22 protein-coding genes are annotated in these 22595 nt (G+C 36.4%); 10 read left to right on the forward strand and 12 right to left on the reverse strand.

The features are described from left to right. Positions 1-21: 21 nt before the first annotated feature. Complete coding sequence (locus tag B8977_RS05230) at positions 22-630, reverse strand: bifunctional nuclease family protein (protein ID WP_084016637.1); 609 nt, start codon at positions 628-630, stop codon at positions 22-24. 238 nt (positions 631-868) lie between these two features. Here B8977_RS05230 and B8977_RS05235 point away from each other — a divergent pair, with 238 nt between their 5' ends. Then, positions 869-1357: a hypothetical protein gene (locus B8977_RS05235; protein WP_143736338.1), complete on the forward strand. Its 489-nt coding sequence runs from the start codon at positions 869-871 to the stop codon at positions 1355-1357. Positions 1358-1381: 24 nt separating this feature from the next. Beyond that, a complete protein-coding gene (locus B8977_RS05240; protein WP_084016639.1) occupies positions 1382-1828 on the forward strand; it encodes a hypothetical protein in 447 nt (148 codons plus the stop codon). 2 nt (positions 1829-1830) lie between these two features. Here the strand turns inward: B8977_RS05240 and B8977_RS05245 are convergent, their stop codons facing one another. From B8977_RS05245 to B8977_RS05255, 3 genes are read right to left on the reverse strand one after another with little or no spacing between them, the layout of a single operon-like run. Then, a complete protein-coding gene (locus B8977_RS05245) occupies positions 1831-2277 on the reverse strand; it encodes a GNAT family N-acetyltransferase (protein ID WP_084016640.1) in 447 nt (148 codons plus the stop codon). A gap of 1 nt (position 2278) precedes the next feature. Then, a complete protein-coding gene (locus B8977_RS05250; protein WP_084016641.1) occupies positions 2279-3076 on the reverse strand; it encodes an SDR family oxidoreductase in 798 nt (265 codons plus the stop codon). After that, the gene (locus B8977_RS05255; protein WP_084016642.1) at positions 3073-4659 is read right to left on the reverse strand and encodes an ArnT family glycosyltransferase; all 1587 of its coding nucleotides are present in this window, start codon (positions 4657-4659) and stop codon (positions 3073-3075) included. The genes B8977_RS05250 and B8977_RS05255 overlap by 4 nt, the downstream gene beginning before the upstream one ends. Positions 4660-4715: 56 nt before the next feature. On the opposite strand from B8977_RS05255, the gene B8977_RS05260 reads away from it, so the two are divergent. The 4 genes from B8977_RS05260 (at position 4716) to B8977_RS05275 (ending at position 8420) form a co-directional block, all read left to right on the forward strand. After that, a complete protein-coding gene (locus tag B8977_RS05260) occupies positions 4716-5702 on the forward strand; it encodes a glycosyltransferase family 2 protein (RefSeq protein ID WP_084016643.1) in 987 nt (328 codons plus the stop codon). Then, positions 5662-6537: a lysylphosphatidylglycerol synthase transmembrane domain-containing protein gene (locus B8977_RS05265; RefSeq protein WP_143736339.1), complete on the forward strand. Its 876-nt coding sequence runs from the start codon at positions 5662-5664 to the stop codon at positions 6535-6537. Before B8977_RS05260 ends, B8977_RS05265 begins: the two co-directional genes overlap by 41 nt. A 139-nt stretch (positions 6538-6676) precedes the next feature. Further along, positions 6677-7261, forward strand: coding sequence for a porin family protein (locus B8977_RS05270; RefSeq protein ID WP_084016910.1), 585 nt, complete (start codon positions 6677-6679; stop codon positions 7259-7261). A 265-nt stretch (positions 7262-7526) separates the two neighbouring features. After that, positions 7527-8420, forward strand: coding sequence for a DMT family transporter (locus tag B8977_RS05275; protein ID WP_084016645.1), 894 nt, complete (start codon positions 7527-7529; stop codon positions 8418-8420). Between the two features lie 65 nt (positions 8421-8485). Here B8977_RS05275 and B8977_RS05280 read toward each other — a convergent pair whose 3' ends face one another. From B8977_RS05280 to B8977_RS05290, 3 genes are all read right to left on the reverse strand, one after another. Beyond that, positions 8486-9409, reverse strand: coding sequence for a PfkB family carbohydrate kinase (locus B8977_RS05280; protein WP_084016646.1), 924 nt, complete (start codon positions 9407-9409; stop codon positions 8486-8488). Between the two features lie 220 nt (positions 9410-9629). Further along, positions 9630-10682, reverse strand: coding sequence for an NAD(P)/FAD-dependent oxidoreductase (locus B8977_RS05285; RefSeq protein ID WP_084016647.1), 1053 nt, complete (start codon positions 10680-10682; stop codon positions 9630-9632). Between the two features lie 96 nt (positions 10683-10778). Then, the gene (locus B8977_RS05290) at positions 10779-11957 is read right to left on the reverse strand and encodes a pyridoxal phosphate-dependent aminotransferase (protein ID WP_084016648.1); all 1179 of its coding nucleotides are present in this window, start codon (positions 11955-11957) and stop codon (positions 10779-10781) included. Positions 11958-12061: 104 nt separating this feature from the next. On the opposite strand from B8977_RS05290, the gene tpx reads away from it, so the two are divergent. Both tpx and B8977_RS05300 read left to right on the forward strand, forming a co-directional pair. Further along, positions 12062-12562 (forward strand): thiol peroxidase, encoded by a 501-nt coding sequence (gene tpx, locus B8977_RS05295; RefSeq protein WP_084016911.1) that lies wholly within the window; start codon positions 12062-12064, stop codon positions 12560-12562. Positions 12563-12717: 155 nt separating this feature from the next. Continuing rightward, the gene (locus tag B8977_RS05300) at positions 12718-14430 is read left to right on the forward strand and encodes a T9SS type A sorting domain-containing protein (protein WP_084016649.1); all 1713 of its coding nucleotides are present in this window, start codon (positions 12718-12720) and stop codon (positions 14428-14430) included. A gap of 72 nt (positions 14431-14502) precedes the next feature. On the opposite strand, the gene B8977_RS05305 is transcribed toward B8977_RS05300, so the two are convergent. From B8977_RS05305 to B8977_RS05315, 3 genes are all read right to left on the reverse strand, one after another. Beyond that, positions 14503-15768, reverse strand: a complete 1266-nt coding sequence (locus B8977_RS05305; RefSeq protein ID WP_084016650.1) for an OmpA family protein — start codon at positions 15766-15768, stop codon at positions 14503-14505. A gap of 77 nt (positions 15769-15845) precedes the next feature. Further along, a complete protein-coding gene (locus B8977_RS05310) occupies positions 15846-16736 on the reverse strand; it encodes a 3-hydroxybutyryl-CoA dehydrogenase (RefSeq protein WP_084016651.1) in 891 nt (296 codons plus the stop codon). Positions 16737-16748: 12 nt separating this feature from the next. Then, positions 16749-17714 (reverse strand): Gfo/Idh/MocA family protein, encoded by a 966-nt coding sequence (locus tag B8977_RS05315; protein ID WP_084016652.1) that lies wholly within the window; start codon positions 17712-17714, stop codon positions 16749-16751. Positions 17715-17786: 72 nt separating this feature from the next. On the opposite strand from B8977_RS05315, the gene B8977_RS05320 reads away from it, so the two are divergent. Next, complete coding sequence (locus tag B8977_RS05320; RefSeq protein ID WP_084016653.1) at positions 17787-18431, forward strand: protein-L-isoaspartate(D-aspartate) O-methyltransferase; 645 nt, start codon at positions 17787-17789, stop codon at positions 18429-18431. Positions 18432-18511: 80 nt separating this feature from the next. Here the strand turns inward: B8977_RS05320 and B8977_RS05325 are convergent, their stop codons facing one another. Then, a complete protein-coding gene (locus B8977_RS05325; protein WP_245828452.1) occupies positions 18512-20125 on the reverse strand; it encodes an OmpA family protein in 1614 nt (537 codons plus the stop codon). A gap of 241 nt (positions 20126-20366) precedes the next feature. Further along, positions 20367-20819, reverse strand: coding sequence for an SsrA-binding protein SmpB (smpB, locus tag B8977_RS05330; protein WP_143736341.1), 453 nt, complete (start codon positions 20817-20819; stop codon positions 20367-20369). Positions 20820-20898: 79 nt separating this feature from the next. On the opposite strand from smpB, the gene B8977_RS05335 reads away from it, so the two are divergent. Beyond that, on the forward strand, positions 20899-22521 hold the full coding sequence (locus tag B8977_RS05335; protein ID WP_084016913.1) for an ABC-F family ATP-binding cassette domain-containing protein: 1623 nt from the start codon (positions 20899-20901) through the stop codon (positions 22519-22521). Positions 22522-22595 lie beyond the last annotated feature (74 nt).

Genomic DNA, 22595 nt, shown 5'->3' on the forward strand with positions numbered 1-22595 from the left:
AATGTGTTGTGGTATTAAATTTTAGCGTTTATCTAATTCGTCGCGCAGACGTGCAGCCGTTTCGTAGTCTTCATTTTTCACGGCTTCTTTCATTTCCCGTTCCAAATCCTCTTTGGATTTAGACGAAAAATCATGTTTGTGTTCTTGTTTAGCTACTTCTTCTTCGATTTCTCTGATAGCATTTGCGATACTTTCCTCTTCTTGTTCCTGAACTTCCAGATGAATTCCAGCCTTTTCCATCACGGATTCCAAAGCATAAATCGGTGCATCAAACCGGATTGCCAAAGCAATCGCATCCGAAGTACGTGAATCGATTTCCTCCTCCATCGCATCTTTGTCTTCAAAAAGTATGTTCGAATAAAAAACGCCGTCTTCTAATTTATGGATGAAAACTCCTTTGACCTTAAAAGAAAATGCCCTGCCGATAGATACAAACAAATCATGTGTCAACGGACGTGGCGTACGAATGTCCTTCTCTAAGGCCAATGCAATAGATTGAGCCTCAAAGCTTCCGATGATTATCGGTAATTTTCTCCCACCCAATTCTTCTTCCAAAATCAAAGCATACGCACCAGTTTGTGTCTGGCTGTACGAAATGCCTTTGATATTTAATTTCACCAAATTTTCCATCAGGCTGTAAATCTAATAAAATCTACAATTTAGGGAAATAATTTTATAGATTAAAATCAAAATTCTCCTATTAATTAATCCATTTTACCACATTTGAACAAAATTTAAGATGAACATAAAAATTTTACTCATTTTGATTTTTTACTAGAATCGATTTATCTTACTATCCAGATTGAAATTTGTTTGATAGGATTTTTTGTTTTATTTGCTGATTGAGTTTTGTTATTAAATGTAATTTATGGGTATTCTATTAATAGGTCTGCTTTTGCTTAGCTGCTCAAGTTTCTGGTTTTATACGATGAGGACGGCGAAAGAATTATATAATTCTGATTCCGGGGACGGAATTTTTGATTTGGTCTTGAAAGCCAATCAACTTTATGCTGTATGTGTTATGGGAGGTCATTTGAATTATGACAGGGAATTTTCTTTAAAGATTTTTGGTAACCTTAATGATTTAATCCCTTTGCGGAAAATGATGATAAGTTATAAGTTTAGGTATCGTGGGATGCCGGCTTTTGAGTATGCTTATTTAACACCTGAACATGATGCTGGTTATAGATTTGAGGTTGCTGATTTGGCTTTGCTACAAGACGAGCCTGGAGAAAACAAAACAAAAATAATGATTAGGGAAACCATTCCTGCTTATCAAAAAGTAGGTGCAATTGTGTTCTTGGTTTTAGGGATACAAGCGATCGCAGGAGGAATTATTTTGCTTAATTTAAACTAATTAAAATCTTTACCAAAATAAATTATGAAAACAACACTATTTATTGCTTTTACACTTATCATTTGTTCATGTACAAATGAGTTTACGGTTCAGAAAAAAAATAATGAAAGCGACAAGCGAGAAGGGGAAAGGATAATGGATATTTATTTCGATAATATATTGCTGGACAAGGAAAATGAAAATCTTTCGCTTTTCGGGAAAGAATTTTATAAAGTAAGCAGTAAAGAGAAATTGATGAAGGAAAATGAATTCATCAAAAATAAATTAGGAAAACTTTTGGGGAAGGAGCTGAAACATTGGGAAACGGCTGTTGTAAGCGGAACTTCTTCTAATTCAGAATACTTATTTATTTATGAAATCAAGCGTGAAAAATATAATTCTGTAGAGACATTTTATTTAATAAAAGAAGCATTGGATTCTATAAAAATTCACTCTTATAAAATAGAGTCTGAAGGTTTGTTGACGGAATAAGTTTAACTTCTCCACATCTCCATATGCGGAATATCGTCTTCCAGATACTCCTCTGAAACTTGTTTGAAACCACATTTTTCGTAAAAATTTTTTAGGTAAGATTGTGCGCTGATCCGTACAGAAGTTGTTTCGTAAACGTTTTCAATGATTTCGAGTGAATGGCTCATAAGCTGATACCCCAATTTCAAATGACGGTAATCTGCATGGCTGGCAACTCTGCCGATAGAGGCTTCATTATAAGAAACACCTGGCGGAACGATGCGTGTACAAGCTATGATTTTATTTTCTAAAACGGCCCAAAGATGTCCGCACTTCAAGTCCTTTCCATCTATATCGTTGTAAGGACAATTTTGCTCGACTACGAAAACTTCAGCACGAAGTTGTAGAATTTCATACAATTCTTTCGTGGTTAATTCATCAAAATTTTTGAAATGCCAGATTACAGTCATTTTAATCCAGTTTAGAATATTTTGCCAATAATTGTTCAAATTTCCTTTGTCCGATGATTCGCTTGAGCGTAATGGAAAAAGTTTGCATCGGTTTTCCTATGTGATAATGCGGTTTTAAATTTCTTTTGTTGATTAATTTTTCAATAGTGGGTATAAGTTGTTCGGGTTTCATGCCATGTTCCACTTCTTCATCGATAGATTTTAGAAGTTTGTCGAAATTGTTTTTATAAAACCCGGAAACTGTACTTTGTATTCTGCTTTCAGCAATCGGCGTTTGTATGTCGCCAAAGTTGAGCGTTGTGATTTCGATTCCTGTTTTTTTATTTTCCAATCGGACGGATTCTGTAATCCTGTCTACAGCACTTTTCGAAGCCGAATAAAATCCGCGAAATGGTAATCCATGGTTGCTCGCAATAGATGAAACATTTAAAATATGACCTGATTTCTGCAAACGCATCAGCGGTAAAACTGCCTGCATAGTATAAATTGTTCCGAGGATGTTGACGTTGATGAGTTTTTCCAAATCTTCTTTGGTTACATCTTCGATGGCACCGAGCATTCCAACACCAGCGTTGTTGATGAGCACATCTATTCGTCCGGTTTCGTTGATAATTTGGTGAATGGATTGGATGATGTTTTCTTTATTTGTAATATCTGTGGCGATATGGTTGAAGGAAATTTTATTTTGTCGCGAACGCGAAAGTCCATACACATTGTGTCCTTTTTGCACGAAATAATTTGCCAGTGTTTCTCCTATTCCAGAAGAACTCCCGGTGATAATTATGGTTTTTTGATTCATTTTAACTTGAAAATAACAGTTGTATAATTCTCAAACAAAGATTTTTGTTTCAAAATAATTTCCGAATCTACATCATTCCACTCGGAATTGAAGAATTTTTCTTTGGTAATGATATATGCGTCTGGGTTTTCCTGAAGGAATTTTAATGCAGTTGCTTTGTCATCTGAAAATGGAAAAGTGCGTTGGAAATTGAATAAAAATGCCGGGTCAAATCCTTTGTAAAGCATTGCTTTTCCTTTTGTATCAACTTTTTCTACGGCTAAACTGACCGGACTTTGTGCTGTTAATCTCGGATAAATGAATGAGAACAATTCCATGGTTAAGAACATGGAAGCGAGTCCCAATGAAATGATGCTTTCAAGGATTTTATTTTTTCTTAAATAAATCAATGCCATGGTGCTTCCCAACGGTAAAATCAATAAAAGAAAACTGGAAAAACGCACGGAATACAATTGCGGTTCGGCGTAAGCTAAGGCGATATATCCGCCAATCGGCATCAAAATCGTAATAACCAACAAAACCCAAAGACTGATTTTGTAGCCTTTGAGCGAAATAGATTTGTCGAGAATTCCATTGAGATAAAAAGTAATTAAAACTGCTATGAATGGATATGAAGGCATCGGGTAATTGGGCAATTTAGTTCCCGAAATACTGAAAAATATAATGAATGCAGCAGAAACCAAAAATGAAAACATGATGAAATCATTGGTATTTCTTTTTTTCCACGAATGAATAAATCCCTGAATGATGAAAAAGGAATAAGGCAATAATCCCAACAAAACAAAAGCCCAAGTGATAAATGGTAATCCGCCATGTCCTTCCATTCCGCCTCCAAATCGATTTAAATTATGTTCGGAAAAGAAGCCTTCGGTAAATGCACCACCGGTTGCTTTGTGAACCAAATAATACCAAGGGATACAGATGGCAAACGTGATCAATCCACCTAAAATGGGATGAAATTTTAGAATGGATTTTAATTTGAAATCTTTTTTGAAAATTAAAAATAAAACGATAATCAAACCGGGAAGAGCTATTGCGACAGGACCTTTGGCCAGTACGCCTAAACCCAGAGAAATATAGAAAAATAGCCAATTGCTTCTTTTTCTGTTTAAATAAAAATCAAAGAAATTAAACAACGCAAAACTCACAAAAAAGATGAGGTAAGGATCGGGCACAGCCAAATGAAATTCCTGCATGAAAAATATGGCGGAACAAAGGACAAACGTGGTGATCAATCCTAATTTTCTAGTCGTAAATTTTTTCGTAAAATGGTAAGTTGAAACAATGGTTAAAATTCCAAAAACTGCAGAGAAAAACCTCGCTGAAAATGCACTTACACCAAATAATTTGTAAGCAATCATCATAAACCAATAATGCAAAGCTGGCTTGTCAGTGCGCAATTCCTCATTGAAAGTAGGGACAATCCAGTTATTATTTACAAACATTTCGCGTGCCGCTTCAGCGTTTTTGGCTTCATCTAAAATGTAAACCGGGTGCCCGCCCAGATTGACAAAACACAGAAAACTTGCTGCAAACAAGATAAGGAAATAATAGAAATATTCGTTACGAAAATCGATGCTCATTCAATTTGTGTTATCTTCGCTGAAAGTTTGGCAATGCGCTAAATTAAACATTTAAAATGATTCAAAATTCAATTTCCGAAAAGTTATCCATAGTCATTCCGGTTTACAATGAAGAGGAAAACATAGCGCTTTTGGTGGGTAGAGTAGAAGGAGCTTTGCACAGCATTGATTATGAAATAATTCTTGTTGATGACGGTTCTACTGACAATACAAGGCAGGAAGTGAAGAAACTGAACAATCCCAATGTTGTATTGATTGAGTTAAAGAAAAATTACGGACAAAGTCTGGCTTTGGCCTCGGGGATTGATTATGCAACAGGTGATTACATCATCACGATGGATGGTGATTTGCAAAATGACCCTGACGATATTTTGATAATGCTTCATAAAGCAAAAACGGAAGATTGGGATGTTGTGACGGGAATTCGCCAGAAACGACAAGACAATCTGGTCAGAACTTTTCCCTCTAAAATTGCCAATTGGATAATCAGAAAATCTACACATTTGGACATCCAAGATCACGGTTGTGCGTTGAAAGTTTTCAATAAAGAAACTGCTAGAGAATTAAATCTTTATGGTGAAATGCACCGATACATCACGCTGCTGGCATTTTTGAATGGAGCGAGAATCACGGAAGTAAAAGTAAAACACCATCAGCGTCAATTTGGAAAATCCAAATACGGATTGGGAAGAACGACTAAAGTGATCAATGATTTGATTCTGCTTTTGTTTCAAAGGAAATATCTGCAAAAACCAATTCATCTATTTGGAAATATCGGTTTGCTTTCTTTTGTAACGGGAAGTATAATGCTGGTTTATCTTTTGATTTCCAAATTTGGATTTGGAGAAGACATTGGAAATCGTCCCTTATTAATTTTAGGAATACTGTTGATGTTTGTTGGGGTACAATTCTTTACAACCGGATTTATCATCGACCTACAGATGCGCACTTATTTTGAATCGCAGCAAAAAAAACCTTATAAAATCAGAAAAATTTTCATTGGTGAATCCGAAGTTAAAAAAGAGTTTACTTACCATCCTTAAAATTGGTGTGAGCCTTGGTTTGATGGCTTGGGTGCTTCAAAGGCTAGATTGGGAACACATCGGTGAAATATTTCAGGAAGTCAATATTTTCTTCTTTGGTTTATCTGTTGTTTTTTACATCGCTTCGCAATTGGTTTCAGTAGCCAGATTCAACTTGTTTATCCGAAAAATAGGCATCAGAATTTCATTTTGGACCAATTCAAAATTGTATTTATTAGGAATGTTCTACAATTTTTTCATTCCGGGTGGAATTGGCGGAGACGCGTATAAAGCCTATGTGCTGAGTAAGGCTTATAAAAAATCTCTGAAATCTTTAGGTAAAATTGTTTTTTTAGACAGATTCATTGGACTGGTCGCAATCGGATTTACGGTTTGTATCTTGTTGGTTTTTATTGAAATTCCTTATTCCGATTATCTGAAATGGATTGTAATTCTAGTTGGATTGATAGGAGTTGTAATTGTTTTAAGGCTTGCCAATCGATTTTTTCATACACACAAAAAGCGAATTTATTGGGGTTTTCTGTATTCAATTCTTATTCAGGGGTTGCAATTGTTAAGTGTTTGGTGCATCATGCAGTCATTTGCGGTTGATGGAAATACAGTTATTTATCTGACGATGTTTTTAATTTCAAGCGTACTAGGCATAGTTTCTTTTGCAGGATTGGGGATTCGCGAAGCTGTTTTTTACTACGGAGCACATTGGTTTAATTTTAATGAAAATACTTCAACAATCATTGCACTTTCATTTTCATTGATGACAGCCGCCATTTCTTTTTTAGGAATAATTTTCATTTTTAAGAAAATCCAGTTCCAAAATTCATCAAAACCAAACTGATTTTTTCACTTTTTTTGTTAAAATTAAATTACTGATTTTCAATAGAATTAAATTGAATTCAAATGTTAAAGGAATCAATGTATGTTTCCTTTGGCATAGTTTCTGTCTAATTGAAGTTGTTAACAGAAAAAAAATGAATATGAAAAAGTTAGTATTGTTATCAGCAATTGTATTAGGAGGACTTAGTATTTCCAATGCACAAGTAGATGTAACGACTCCACAAACTTCAGCTGAGGTTGGGAGCACCCCGGTTCAAAAAGGAAACTGGATGGTCGGTGGTAGCGTCGGTTCGGCGGGTTACAGTTTTGAATCAGAAGCCTTCAGTTTAAATTTAGCGCCTAAAGCAGGTTATTTCTTAAGTGATGGATTTGCAGTAGGTATAGGTCTGAATGCAGGTGTAGTTGCCGCAAGTGACAGAAAGCCGACGTGGCAATATGGTGTTATGCCTTTTGCGAGATATTATTTTCCTGAAGGAGCAAGCTCTACAGGACGTTTCTTTGGAGAAGGTAGCGTAGGTATCAGTGGAGAAGCTTATGAAGGAGAAAGCGAAACAAGTTTTGCTTTTGGTGTAAATGCAGGTTATGCGCATTTCATCTCTCAGACAGTGGCTTTGGAAGGAACAGTTGGGTACAATTATAGTAAAGCGAATGTAACGGGAGCTGAGGCGCAGAGCGGATTAGGATTTGCAGTAGGGTTCCAGATTTACTTGCCGGGTAACAGATAATTACCACTACATATAACTATTTTAAAAGCATTTGAATTGAAAAATTCAAGTGCTTTTTTATTTTTTATAAATTTTTTCAAAAAAATGACGCAACCTTTTTGAAACTCTTTCGTCTAAGGTATAGAAACAAAAATTTCCATAAGAGTGGATAATTGTTTTGATTAGTTTTTTCGCTTTTTGCTACCCTTTATTGGAAAGTTGCTCTGCCATCAAACTGGAGCAACTTTTTTTATTTTTATTCCAAAATCTTTCCCACATTTGCTCCATGAAAATCCTTTCAAATAAATGGGCGCTTCTCGCAATTTTATCCCTTACATGGGGCAGTTCATTCATCCTCATTAAACAGAGTATTGCAGTTTATGACCCGATGCAAGTCGGAGCGCTGAGGCTGTCAATCGCGGGATTGGCATTGGTATTTTTTGGAGTTCAGAATTTCAAGCATATCCCTAAAAAATTATTTCCATGGGTAATTGTCGGTGGATGTTTAGGGAATTTCATCCCGATGTTTTTATTTCCACTGGCACAGGAAAAAGTGAGCAGTTCGATGGCGGGAATCTTGGATTCACTCGTGCCGATTTTCATTTTACTTTTCGGATTTTTATTTTTTGGAATGAAAAGCAAATGGACACAAATCATAGGTGCCTTGGTCGGATTTGCCGGAGCGGCAATTTTGATGAGTGATGACGGTAACGGCGGGAAAAGTGATTTGTTCAATTCAATGTTAATCGTTTTGGCAACTGCTTTTTATGGAATGAATGGGTTGATCATCAGTAAATATCTGTCAGGAATTCAATCATTCAAATTATCATCTGTAATTTTTACAATTTGGTTTGGGCCGGCATTGATAATTTTAGGTTTGACAGGATTTTTCAATGAATTCCAAGGGACAACTGAACAATGGAAAGGACTGGGATACGTCACCATTCTAGGATTGATTGGTACAGCAACTGCGATGATTTTATTCTATAAATTAATCCAACAAACATCTGCTATTTTTGCTTCGGTTGTGACTTATTTAATGCCGATTGTAGCAGTCATTTGGGGAATTATAGATGGTGAAAAACTTACAATTATCCATGCACTGGGCGGAGTTTTGATTCTTGCAGGCGTTTATTTAATTCAAATGAATTCTAAAAAAGTAAAAAAAGAATTGGATTAATTCTAATAAAAAAATCCTTATCTTATGAGATAAGGATTTCATATTTTAAAAACGTTTATTCATTTTTAATCCAATTCAATATCGAAATTTGTCAAAGATTTAAATACCTCTAAGCGGTCATTTAATTCTTCTTCAGTTAATTCAGCAATTCTATCCGTTCCGAATTTTTCCACTGTAAACGAAGCCAGCGCACTTCCGTAAATGATAGCGCGTTTCATATTATCGAACGAGTAGTTTCTCGTTTTGGCCAAATATCCTGAAAAACCTCCTGCGAAAGTATCGCCTGCTCCAGTTGGGTCAAATACATCTTCCAAAGGCAATGCCGGAGCGAAAAACACATTCTTATCCTGGAATAACAAAGCTCCGTGCTCACCTTTTTTGATGATTAATGTTTTCGGGCCCAATTCCATGATTTTCTTCGAAGCTTTTACCAGACTGTATTCTTTGCTCATCTGGCGAGCTTCCTCATCATTGATGGTCAAAACATCAACGTTTTTCAACACGTCCATCAGTTCGTCCCAAGTCAAATCCATCCAGAAATTCATAGTATCTAAAATTACCAGTTTCGGACGTTCTTCCAATTGTTCCAAAACAGCTTTCTGAACCAATGGATGTAAATTTCCTAACATCAAAACCTCAGGTTTTTTCCATTCCGCCGGAACTACAGGATTGAAATTTTCCAATACATTTAGCTCAGTAGCCAAAGTATCACGGGAATTCATATCGTTGTGGTAACGACCTGCCCAAAAGAAAGTTTTTCCTTCCTCGATTTTCTCGATTCCGGAAATGTCAATTCCTTTATCTGTAAGCAGATCCAAATGTTCTTGCGGAAAATCGCCTCCGATAACAGAAACCAATCCGGTTCTCACATCCAGCATCGAAGATGCCAAACCAATGAAGGTGGCAGCTCCACCAAGAATTTTATCACTTTTTCCGAAAGGAGTTTCGATTTGGTCAAATGCAACGGTACCAACTACTAATAGGCTCATTCTGATTTTTTAATTTTGGGCAAAGATAACAAATTTGCGGGATGCTGTAAGTTGGAAGCTGGATGTCTATATATTCTTGTCAAATTTGTCTTCTTAATGCGATTAAAGAATTGATTAATTCATAATGAAATTTATACAAATGTTGAAATTCTTCTTCATTTTTCTGTTTTTTTGCCTTGTATAAATGACTTCCAGGAACCGCAACCAGCATCCGGCAAAATCAATCTATTGATTTTACCACCGCTTTTTCCGCTTCTTTTCTCGTTCCGTCAAATCCATCTACGCCTGAAACAGTTGTATATTTCAAGATATATTTTTTTCCGGGATTGATTCTTTGGTAAACGCTCTGGCACATCATCGTTGCTTCGTGAAATCCGCAAAGGATCAATTTCAATTTTCCAGGATAGGTATTGATGTCGCCGATGGCGTAAATTCCATCAATATTGGTTTGATAATCCAAAGCATTGTTTACTTTGATGGCATTTTTTTCTATTTCCAATCCCCAATTTGCAATCGGACCTAATTTTGGTGAAAGTCCAAACAATGGGATGAAGTAATCAGTTTCGAAAATCTGCTTCTCTCCTTCTTTTTCAATCGTAATTGCAGTCAATTTATCATCGCCATGCAATTCTGTAATTTCTGCTGGCGTAATTAAATTAATTTTTCCTAAATGTTTCAATTCCTGTACTTTTTCAACCGAATCCAATGCACCTCTGAACTCATTTCTTCTGTGAACCAAAGTCACTTCCGAAGCTACTTCAGCTAAAAATATACTCCAATCTAAAGCAGAATCCCCACCGCCCGCAATCACGATTCGCTTGTCACGGAATTGTTCAGGATTTTTCACGAAATATTCGATTCCATTTTCTTCGAATTTGGAAATGTTTTCTAATTCAGGCTTTCTCGGTTCAAAACTTCCTAATCCACCTGCGATTGCGATGGCTTTTGCTTGGTGCTGCGTTCCTCTGTTGGTCGTCACGATAAATGAACCATCTTCTTGTTTTTCAATGGTATCAGCAACTTCGTTAAGGGTAAATCCGGGTTCAAATTGTTTGATTTGTTCCATCAAATTATCTACCAATTCACCCGCCATCACGCTTGGGTAACCCGGAATGTCAAAAATTGGTTTTTTTGGGTATAATTCTGCCAATTGTCCGCCGGGTTGTGGCAATGCATCAATAATATGGCAACGCAATTTGAGCAAGCCTGCTTCAAAAACGGTGAAAAGTCCGGTCGGTCCGGCTCCGATGATTAATATATCTGTTTGAATCATTTTAATAGTATGAATTTGAGTGAATTAAAAATTAATTCATCCTGCAAAAGTACGATTCAATCGGGAACTAATCTGTGATTTGTATCAGTTCGGGTTTTAACTCAGCAATTCTTTGATTCTGCGCATTGCTTCGGTCAAATTTTCTTCTGAAGCGGCATACGAAAATCTCAAACAATTGTCAATCCCAAATGCACTTCCGGGAACCGTTGCTACGAATGCTTTGTCCAAAATTAAATTTGCCAAATCATCAGAATTATTGATGGTCACTCCATGAAAAGTTTTCCCAAATAGTTCAGAAATATCAGGAAAAATATAGAATGCACCTTTGGGTTCGCTTACTTTGAAGCCCGGAATTTCTTTTGCCAAATTCATCATGAGTTCACGACGTTTTGCAAATGCTTCAATCATATAATGTGTTTCTGAAGGATCGGTATTCAATGCGGTAATGGCAGCGCGTTGCGCTATGGAATTCGCGCCGGAGGTAACCTGACTTTGCAAAGTGTCACAAGCTTTGGCAATCCACTGCGGTGCACCGATGTAGCCGATTCTCCAGCCTGTCATTGCATACGCTTTTGACAACCCGTTGATGGTAACAGTGCGGTCATACGCTTCCGGAAAAGTTGCAATGCTTACAGGTTTTTCTCCGTAAACGATGTGTTCGTAGATTTCATCTGAAATGACAATTAAATCATGTTTTTCGACCAATTTTGCTATTGCCTTCAATTCATCATAATTATAAACACTTCCGCTTGGATTACAAGGTGAACTGTAAATGATGGCTTTGGTTTTGGGTGTAATTGCTTTTTCAATCATTTCAGCCGAAGCTTTGAAATCATTTTCAATCGAAGTTTCCACAAAAACAGGTTTTCCACCTGCCAATTCCACAATGTCAGCATAGGTAACCCAATACGGAATTGGGATAATCACTTCATCACCTTCATCAATAATTACTTGAAAAGCATTGTAAATCGATTGTTTCGCACCAGTCGAAACTACAATTTGTGAAGGTTTATAATCTAAATTGTTATCTCTTTTGAATTTATGAACGATGGCGTCTTTCAACTCAGGGTAACCGGAAATAGGTGGATAGTGAGAGTAATTTTCATCAATCGCTTTTTTGGCGGCTTCTTTTACGAAATCAGGCGTGTCAAAGTCCGGCTCGCCGATGCTTAAACTGATGACATCATTTCCTTGTTGCTTTAATTCCCTTGCCTTTTGCGTCATAGCAATCGTCGCGGGTGGCTGCAATTTTTGTAATCTGGTTGAAAGTAACATACTTTTCTTTGTTTGTTTTGCGGTGCGAAGATAAATATTTTTTGCCGGAAGTCCGAAGCTGGATGATAGAAGTAAAAAATGCTGTAAATTGCAAAGAAAAAAATATGGCAGATATTACATTAAAGGGGAACCCGATTCATACACAAGGGAATTTACCTTCTGTGGGTGCAAAAGCGCCTGATTTTAAATTGACAGCAGTTGATTTGTCAGAGAAATCAATTTCAGATTTTAAAGGAAAAAAAGTGGTTTTGAATATATTTCCAAGTGTAGATACGGGAACTTGTGCGGCTTCTGTTAGAAAATTTAATGCGGAAGCATCTGGATTGGAAAACACAGTTGTGTTGTGCATTTCGAGAGATTTGCCTTTTGCGCAGAGCAGATTTTGTGCAGCGGAAGGATTGGAAAATGTAGTGTCATTGTCAGAATTCAAAGACAATAATTTTTCTGATGCCTACCAATTGAAAATCATGGATGGCCCGCTGGCAGGATTGATGAGCCGTGCAGTGGTGGTTATCAATGAAGAAGGAAATGTAGTTTACACGGAACAAGTTCCTGAAATTGTTGACGAACCCAATTATGAAAATGCTTTGGCAGTTTTGAATTAGAATTAAATTTTTCCATAAAAGAATAAAATCCTAAACGTTAAGTTTGGGATTTTTTTATTGATGATGACAAAGGTTAGGTGGTTTTTCATTGTGCTGTGATTTAGTTCTGATAAATTTGCATTTAATTTAGACTAAATAAAAATAAAAAGCAAAAAATGAAAAAGTTTACAATTTTAGCCGCCTTGCTTCCATTTGTGATTCAGGCGCAAATCTTTGAAGAAACAGAAACTGTATTCAAAGATTTTTACTATTCATCAAGTCATGTAGGTGATTTCGATGGTGATGGCTTTATAGATATTGTCCACAACGGAGCGATTGATTCTGATGGAGATGGAAATGTTGACACGACTTTGAATGAAATTTATAAAAATAATGGTGGAACATTTACTTTGTCAGACGATTTGGGATTGAATTCTACACATTTAGGAGATATCAAATTCATTGATTTTAACAACGATGGATGGTTGGATATCGTTTCAACCGGATTGAGTTATAATGACATTGTGAATTATCAGCAATACCGTTTTCTGAACACAGGAACAGGATTTGAATTGGAAGAAAACCTAGCTGGAAAAATTTACGGAGGATTGGAAATATTTGACTTTAACCATGATGGAAAAACTGATTATGCTTTGAACGGAACCCAATATGTGGAAGGAACAGGATTTACTTATGATGTAGATTTTTACCAAAACAATGGAAACGGATTTGATATTTCTGCGGCATGGCTTGCCGGAACTCAAAATGGAAGTTTTAAGGTAATTGATTTGAACAATGATAATTTGTTGGATGCAGTAATTTTTGGATTTGATGCAGATTTGGAACCTATATTCAAAGTTTATCTGAACAATGAAGGTACGATGGAATTTTCTCAGGATCTTCCGGTTATGAGTGATGGAAAAATGGCATACGCAGATTTCAATGCAGATGGATTTTTAGACTTGGTTGTATCTGGAGTTGATGAAGATTATACTGAATATTTAGCAATTTTATGGAATGACGGAACAGGTAATTTTACCACGGAAGTCATCGAAAATGAGGGACTTTCCGGTTCTAGTGTAGAGACAGGTGATTTAAATAATGACGGATATTACGATTTCATCGTGATGGGAAATGATGCGGATTACAATGGATGGGTTAATATATTTTTGTATGATTCAAGTGAGGAAAGGTTTACCAAAGCAGAAGAAACCGGACTTTTCAATTTAGGAAGCCAAGGGAATATTCAATTATTGGATTTTAATAATGACAATCATTTAGATGTTTTGATGGCGGGATTTGATTGGGCACATGAAGATATGCCTTCTTTGACTAAATTATTTAAAAACCTTTCAACAGAAGAGAATCAAAAACCGGTTGCACCGACGGAATTGAATTTGGAACAAGAAGGAAATAGATTGAATTTCTCTTGGAACGGTGCAACGGATGACAAAACGCCAACTGAAGCTTTGCAATATGAAATCAAAGTAGGTACAATTTCTGGTGCACAAGACATAGCAAAATATGTAGTGACAACGCCATCTTGGTTTTTGGAATTGGAAGAAATTCCTGCAAATGTTTACTGGAGCGTAAAATCAATTGATGCTTCTAAAGTTTATTCAGATGCTTCTGACGAAGGACAACTTTCTGTTGCTGAAAATGCTTTTGTAAATAATTTACAGATTTATCCAAATCCTGCTTCTGACAAAGTTTTCGTAAAAGCTGATAAATTAAATTCAGTTGAATTGTACGACTTACAAGGAAGAAAACTAGATGTAAAATTAAATTCAGACAATTCAATCAACGTTTCATCTTTACCAAAAGGTGTATATGTTTTGAAATTAAATATCGACGGAAAATCAGTCTCTAAGAAATTAGTGATTAATTAATTCTTTTAATTTTTGTGTAAAAGAAAAGGTGAGCATTTGCTCACCTTTTCTCGTTATAATAAAAACCAATTTTTAGTATCTTTCTAATACAATTACACGTCTATTACAAGCTCTGCCTTCTTCAGTATCGTTTGTACATTTCGGATATTGTTCTCCAAATGCACGAACTTCTAATGTTTTTGCATCAACACCTTCCTTAACCAAGCCATCTTTTACCGATTGTGCACGTCTTTTTGATAATCCCATGTTATAAGCATCAGTTCCTACGCTATCAGCAAAACCATCTACAAAGTAGTTTCCACCATCTTTCTTGATTTTATCAGCTGCAAGTTTTACTTTTTGCTCACCTTCTGAAGTTAATTTGCTGCTGTCAAATTCAAATAAAACATCATCAAATTTCATATCGACTACAACTGGAGTTGGTTCAATCGGAGTTACCGGCTCAACAGGTTTCTCTTTCATAATCTTACATCCGTTCTGGCAGTAGTATTCGTCTGTTTCTTCTCCATTAGGACATGGTTCTAGTGGACATTCATCCAGTCTATCTTCAATACCGTCTCCGTCGGTATCAGGACACCCATTGAATTCTTTCAAACCTGGTGTATCCGGACATTCATCTTCTTCATCAGGAATTCCGTCCTTATCACGGTCATTTTTGCCAAATCTAAATGCCAATCCGGCTTTTGCCTGGAAAAAGTCAATATAATCTGATTTCATTCCCGGAATTGCTACATATTGGGCTTCTATATTTAAACCTATTTTAGGCCAAATCCAGAAATTCATCCCCAATCCTCCAGAAATTGCAAAGTGATCATCATTGGCTATAGACCCATTTTCCAAAGCGTCTCCGTGTACGTCAATTACACCACTCAAAGGAATTTGATTTCCCAATCCATCATCACCATATACTACAGGATTGAATTCTAATCCACGGTAAGGCATTCTGTAATAATTTGCACCGAATCTTAGATATGGATCGAACCAGGAGGTTTCTTTTAAAATATATCCGTTAGCAAATCGATAACGCAATCCCATTCCAATTAAGACCATGAATTCATTGTCAATCATCAATCGTTTGTTGTCTATTTCTCCGATTGAAGCTTGTAAATCAACGGCAAAGGAACGGTTTAGCGTCCTTGCAACGGAAATTTGTGACAATGGAGGAACAAAAGACCAATTGTCTGTATCGGTTAATCCCTCGCCAAATCCTCTGGCACTAACATGATTGACAGCATGTACACCCCCGCTGATGTACCATTTTTTCAGCATATTCTGCGAAAATAAATCTGCCGATATAAATAATAAAATTGTTGTAAATAAAATAGAAAATTGTTTCATATTCAAGCTTTAGAATTTATGAATAGACTAATATATAAACATTTTTTAAAATTTTATTAATTTTATGTTAATATGAGCTAATTTATAAACGATTTAGATACTTTTTCTGCTTTTTTGCTTTCAGAATAATCATAAAATCCTTCTCCTGATTTTACTCCCAATTTCCCTGCTGTAACCATATTTATCAATAATGGACAAGGTGCGTATTTTGGATTTTTAAACCCATTGTACATTACATTTAAAATAGAGAGACAAACATCCAATCCTATAAAATCTGCAAGTTGAAGTGGTCCCATAGGATGTGCCATTCCCAATTTCATTACCGTATCTATTTCCTGAACACCGGCAACTCCATTGTAAAGTGCTTCGATAGATTCATTAATCATCGGTATCAAAATTCTGTTGGCAACAAATCCCGGATAATCATTTACTTCCACAGGAACTTTTCCAAGTGTTTCAGACATGTCCATGATCGCTTTTGTTACTTCGTCTGAAGTATTGTAACCGCGTATGATTTCCACCAACTTCATGATTGGAACCGGATTCATGAAGTGCATTCCGATTACTTTGTCCTGACGATTAGTTACGGCAGCGATTTGTGTGATAGAAATCGATGAAGTGTTAGTTGCAAGAATTGTATTGGAACTTGTAATTTCATCTAATTGTTTAAATATTTTTAGTTTTAAATCAACATTCTCAGTTGCAGCCTCAACAACCAGATCAACATTTTTTACACCTTCTTCTGTTTGAGTAAAAGTTTTGATGTTGGCTAAAGTATCTTGTTTATCTTGTTCTGAAATGGTTTCTTTTGCAACCATTCTGTCCAGATTTCCGGAAATAGTTGCGATTCCTTTTTCCAAAGATTTTTCTGAAATATCAATCAGATTTACTTTAAATCCTTTCTGAGCAAAAGTATGGGCAATTCCGTTTCCCATCGTCCCGGCTCCGATTACAGCTATATTTTTCATTATTTGTTTGTTTTATTTTTTAAAGGCATCTATGATTTGATAAGCAATTCGCAATGCTTCAGTTCCGTCTTCTAAAGTCACAATCGGAGTGGTATTGTTGTTAATTGCGTTTGCAAAAGATTCCAATTCATCTAAGATTGCATTGTTAGGTGGTACATCCGGATTGTCAAAATAAATTTGTTTTCTAACACCTTCGGCATTTTGCAAAATCATGTCCCATTCACCCGGTTTTTCAGGGGCATCTTTCATTTTTACTACTTCACAATTTTTTTCCAAATAATCAACTGAAATGTAAGCATCCTTTTGGAAAAATCTAGATTTACGCATATTTTTCAAAGAAATTCGGCTTGAAGTAATGTTGGCAACGCATCCGTTTTCAAATTCAATTCTGGCATTGGCAATGTCTGGTGAATCGCTAATCACAGCCACACCACTTGCATGGATTTCTTTTACTTTGGACTTAACTACACTCAGAATTGCATCGATGTCGTGGATCATCAAATCCAAAACGACCGGAACATCAGTTCCTCTTGGATTAAATTCCGCCAAACGATGGGTTTCGATGAACATAGGATTTTGGATTTTATCTTTTACGGATTTAAATGCAGGATTAAATCTTTCTACATGACCGACTTGTCCTTTTACGTTATATTCCTTAGCAAGTTGTATGATTTCTTCCGCTTCCTCAACGGAATTAGCTATGGGTTTTTCCAAAAAAATATGTTTTCCGGTTTTGATTGCTTCTTTTGCGCATTCATAGTGAGAAAGAGTAGGGGTGACGATATCAACTACGTCAACCGCATCAATTAATTCTGAAATTGTATCAAACGATTTGTATCCGAATTCCGCTTCAACTTTTTTTGCATTTTCTGAATTAGGATCATAAAATCCTATCAATTCGTATTTATTTGACTGATTGGCTAGTTTCAAATGAATTTTCCCCAAATGTCCGGCTCCTAAGATTCCGATTTTTAACATTGTTTGTATTTTGCGTTTAAAAATAAAGAGAATATCATTTAAAATTGTGCAATTTTGTAAAAAATATGCAGCGTGACAGACGATTTTAAACACAGAGGAAGACGAGAACAACTAATTAAACTACTAAGAGAAAAAGGAATCGAGGACGAATCGGTTCTGACAGCCATCAACAAAATCCCAAGACATCTTTTTATTGACAGCGCTTTTGAGGAACATGCTTATCAAGATACAGCTTTCCCAATCGCAGCAGGACAAACTATTTCGCATCCATTTACTGTTGCGTTCCAGACAGAATTGCTTCATGTGAAAAAGGGAGACAAAGTTTTGGAAGTAGGAACGGGAAGCGGCTATCAAGCTTCAGTTTTGGTCGCTATGGGAGCAGAAGTTTACACCATTGAAAGACAAAAGGAATTGTTTGATTTTTCACAAAGAATTTTCAGGAAAATTAAAATCAGCCCGAAATATGCAATTTATGGAGATGGTTATAAAGGTTTGCCTTCATTTGCGCCTTTTGACAGAATCATTGTAACTGCAGGTTCTTCAACTATTCCTAAAACTTTATTGCAACAATTAAAAATCGGAGGAGTTATGGTTATTCCCTTAGGAGATAAAAATCAGATGATGACTACCTTTCTTCGTGTTTCAGAAATGAATTTTGAAAAGATGGAATTTGGAGATTGTCAGTTCGTCCCAATGCTGGAAAGAAAAGAGAAATAGTTTATTGACAACTATTTTTTGTATAAATGAAGAAAGCCACTCAATTGAGTGGCTTTTCTTTTAAATATTTGAATACGAAATTATTGTTTTACAATTTCAATTCTTCTGTTTTGAGCTCTTCCGTCAACAGTTTTGTTGTCGAATTTAGGCTGAGCTTCACCGTAACCAACAGCTTTCAATCTGCTAGCTGGAGCACCTTGAGCTACTAAGTAATCAAGTACTGTCTGAGCACGTTTTTGAGACAACGTTAAGTTATTAGCGTCGCTACCTACATCATCAGTGTGACCTTGGATTTCATAGTTACCTTCAGTTGCTTTCAAGTACTGAGCGATTACGTTTAAGCTTTGTTTAGAAGCTTCAACCAAAGTGTGAGTACCTGTTTGGAAGTAAATCATTTTAGACAAGTCAGCGATTTGTACGTTAGCACAATCACCTGTTACTTCGATAGCAGCTGGTTGGAAGTTTGAATCAGCAAATTTCAATTCAACACGTCTGTTTCTAGCTCTACCATCGTCAGTATCATTAGTTGTGATAGGTAAAGATTCACCAAATCCAACTGATTTCAAGATAGAAGAAGGAACACCTTTGCTAGTTAAGTAAGCCTCAACAGAAGCAGCACGTTTCTTAGATAATTCCATGTTGTATTTATCGCTACCTTTTGAATCGGTATGACCTTCAACTAACCAACGAGCATTCTTGATTTTATCAGAAGTCAAGATTGGAGCGATTACATCTAAAGTTGCCATAGACTGAGTAGTTAATTTGTCAGAGTTGTACTCGAACAATACGCTTTTCAATGCATCTTTAATAGCTTGGATATCTGTACAGTTATCAGCGATTTCTGGACAACCATCGTTTTCTACAGTTCCAAATTCATTAGGACATTTGTCTTTGCTATCACAAACACCATCTCCGTCAGAGTCAGGACAACCATTACATCCAGGGATAGATGAAGCTACACCAGGAGTGTCAGGACAATCATCGTCTTCATCAAGGATACCATCGCCATCTCTATCTAAGATAGGACAACCGTTGTTTTCAGCTGGACCAGCTTCGTCAGGACAAGCATCTTTGTTATCACAGATTCCGTCACCGTCAGTATCAGGACATCCGTGACATTCCGGATCATCTGAAGGTACACCTGGAGTATCAGGACAAGCATCATCTTTGTCTTCGATACCATCACCATCTCTGTCTTTGTTTCCGAAACGGAAAGTAACCCCAACTGAATGTTGGAAGAAATCGAAATAGTCTGATTTTGTAGAAGGAACCCAGTTGTAATCAGAAGCGATGTTTAAACCGAAGTTTTTAGTGAACCATAAGTTGATCCCTAAACCTCCAGAAACAGCGAAATGATCTTTTGCAGTTTTAGGAGCAGCGTTCAATACATCAACTACTTCAGTTGTTGCATCTCCACCGTCATTTCCATAAACTTCAAATCCTACAGGGACAACATCACCTAAACTAGTGTAGTCATAACGATGATAGTTAGCACCTATACGGATGTATGGATCAAACCATGAGTTTTCACCTAGGATGTATCCGTTTGCTAATTTATAACGCAAACCAAGACCTGCATTGATGAAGAACTCATCAGAAATACGTAATCTGTTGTTATCAATTTCACCAACTGAAGCAGTTAAATCTAAATCAAATGAACGATTTAAATTTCTGATGATAGATAATTTCGACAAAGGCGGAACAATGCTGTAGTTATTGTAGTTAAAAAACTCATTACCTACACCACGAACTGATGTATGGTCTACTGCATGCGCACCAACAGTAACTGCCCAAGGATCTCTCTTGTTTTGGGCATTCAAAACAGTACTGCTTAAAATCAGTACCGTTAGAGCGGTTAATAATAGATTAAACTTTTTCATTATCAAATATTTAGTGTTTTACTTTAATTTAATTTGAACACAATTAACGGCAAATTTAAGAATTCTTTATGATTCTATCCAAATCTCTTTTCAAATCTTTTCCTTTTATCGTCTCTCGCTTATCATATAATTTCTTACCCTTCGCCAAATAAACCTTGACCTTTGCTAGTCCTTTTTTGTTGATATAGAGGTTTGTAGCTATGATTGTAAGCCCTGTTTCTTTGGTTTTTCTTTCAAGTTTTTTTAGCTCATTTTTTTTTAATAATAATTTTCTGTCACGTCTTGTCTTATGATTAAAGTATGTTCCCCAGTCATATTCGTCAATATACATATTAATTATATACAATTCTCCGTCCTTAAATTGGCAAAAGCTTTCAGTAATGCTTGCCTTGCCCATTCGTATTGATTTTATTTCGGTTCCAAAAAGTTGAATTCCTGCGTCATAGCTGTCCATCAACTCATATTCAAATCTCGCTTTTTTATTCTTTATGTTTACTTCTCCGTGCACTTTTTATTCAATTTAAATCTTCGTACCTTTGCAACCGATTTTCAAAAACAATTCCAAATATTCAAAAATAATTCCAAAAATGCTAACAGTATCAAATCTTTCGTTACAATTCGGAAAACGAGTTTTATTCGACGAAGTTAACATAAAATTTACAAATGGCAACTGTTATGGCATCATTGGTGCCAATGGTGCCGGTAAATCTACTTTCCTGAAGATTTTATCAGGTGAGCAAGACCCAACTTCAGGGCATGTTTCCTTGGAAAAAGGGAAAAGAATGTCTTTCCTGGAACAGAATCACTTTAAATATGATGAATTCACGGTTTTAGATACTGTGCTTCGCGGAAATAAAGTTTTGTATGATATAAAAGAAAAAATGGACGCTTTGTACGCGAAACCAGATTTTTCTGAAGAAGACGGAATCAAAGCAGGGGAGCTAGGGGTTCAATACGAAGAAATGGGGGGCTGGAATGCAGAATCTGATGCTTCAACTTTGCTTTCAAATGTTGGTATTGAATCTGACATCCACTATACTTTGATGGGCGATTTGGACAACAAAGCCAAAGTCCGAATTTTATTAGCACAAGCTTTGTTCGGAAATCCTGACGTGTTGGTACTAGATGAGCCTACCAACGAATTGGACGTTTACACCATTTCCTGGTTAGAAGATTTCTTAGCGCAATATGAAAACACAGTAATTGTGGTTTCTCACGACCGTCACTTCTTGGACGCAGTTTGTACACACATTGCCGATTTAGATTTCAGCAAATTAAATTTATATTCAGGTAACTATACTTTCTGGTACCAGTCTTCTCAGCTGGCTTCGAAACAACGTGCACAGCAAAACAAAAAAGCGGAAGAGAAAAAGAAAGAATTGCAAGAATTCATCGCGCGATTCAGTTCCAACGTAGCAAAAGCAAAACAAGCAACGGCTCGTAAGAAAATGATCGATAAATTAAACATCGAAGACATCAAACCTTCTTCACGCCGTTATCCGGCGTTGATTTGGGACCAGTCAAGAGAAGCGGGTGACCAGATTTTAGAAATCAATAATTTATCAGCCTCAGTTGACGGCGAAATTTTGTTCAAAGACGTTCATTTGAATTTGAAAAAAGGCGACAAAGTCGGTGTATTCTCTAAAAATTCAAAAGCCGTTTCACAATTCTTTGAAATCATTTCAGGAAATGCAAAACCGGACAGTGGAGAAGTGAATTGGGGGATTACAACTACTCAGGCTTATCTTCCGTTAGATAATACCAATTTCTTCAAAGAAGACATCAATTTGGTAGATTGGTTGCGTCAATACACAGAAAATGACGAAGAGCGCCATGAAGAATACATGCGCGGATTCCTAGGTAAAATGCTTTTTTCAGGTGACGAAGCCTTGAAAAAATCATCAGTACTTTCAGGAGGGGAAAAGATGCGTTGTATGTTTTCACGCATGATGCTTTTGAGAGCTAACGTGTTGTTGATGGACGAGCCGACAGGTCACCTAGACCTGGAGTCGATTACCGCTTTGAACAACTCTTTGCAAAATTTCAAAGGAACGATTTTGATGGCTTCTCATGACCACGAATTGATTCAAACCACTTGCGACCGCATCATCGAAATCACTCCAAAAGGAATCATCGACCGTCACATGACCTATGATGAATTCTTGGATGACAACCGCGTAAAAGAACTGAAAGCGGAAATGTACAGTTAATTTTGTGTTATTCCGAGGCGCGAGTAATCTAGAGACTCTTCCTTCTTCAGAATGACAGATTAAAATAAAATAAC

It is taken from the genome of Moheibacter sediminis (assembly GCF_900176425.1).
Classification (GTDB): domain Bacteria; phylum Bacteroidota; class Bacteroidia; order Flavobacteriales; family Weeksellaceae; genus Moheibacter; species Moheibacter sediminis.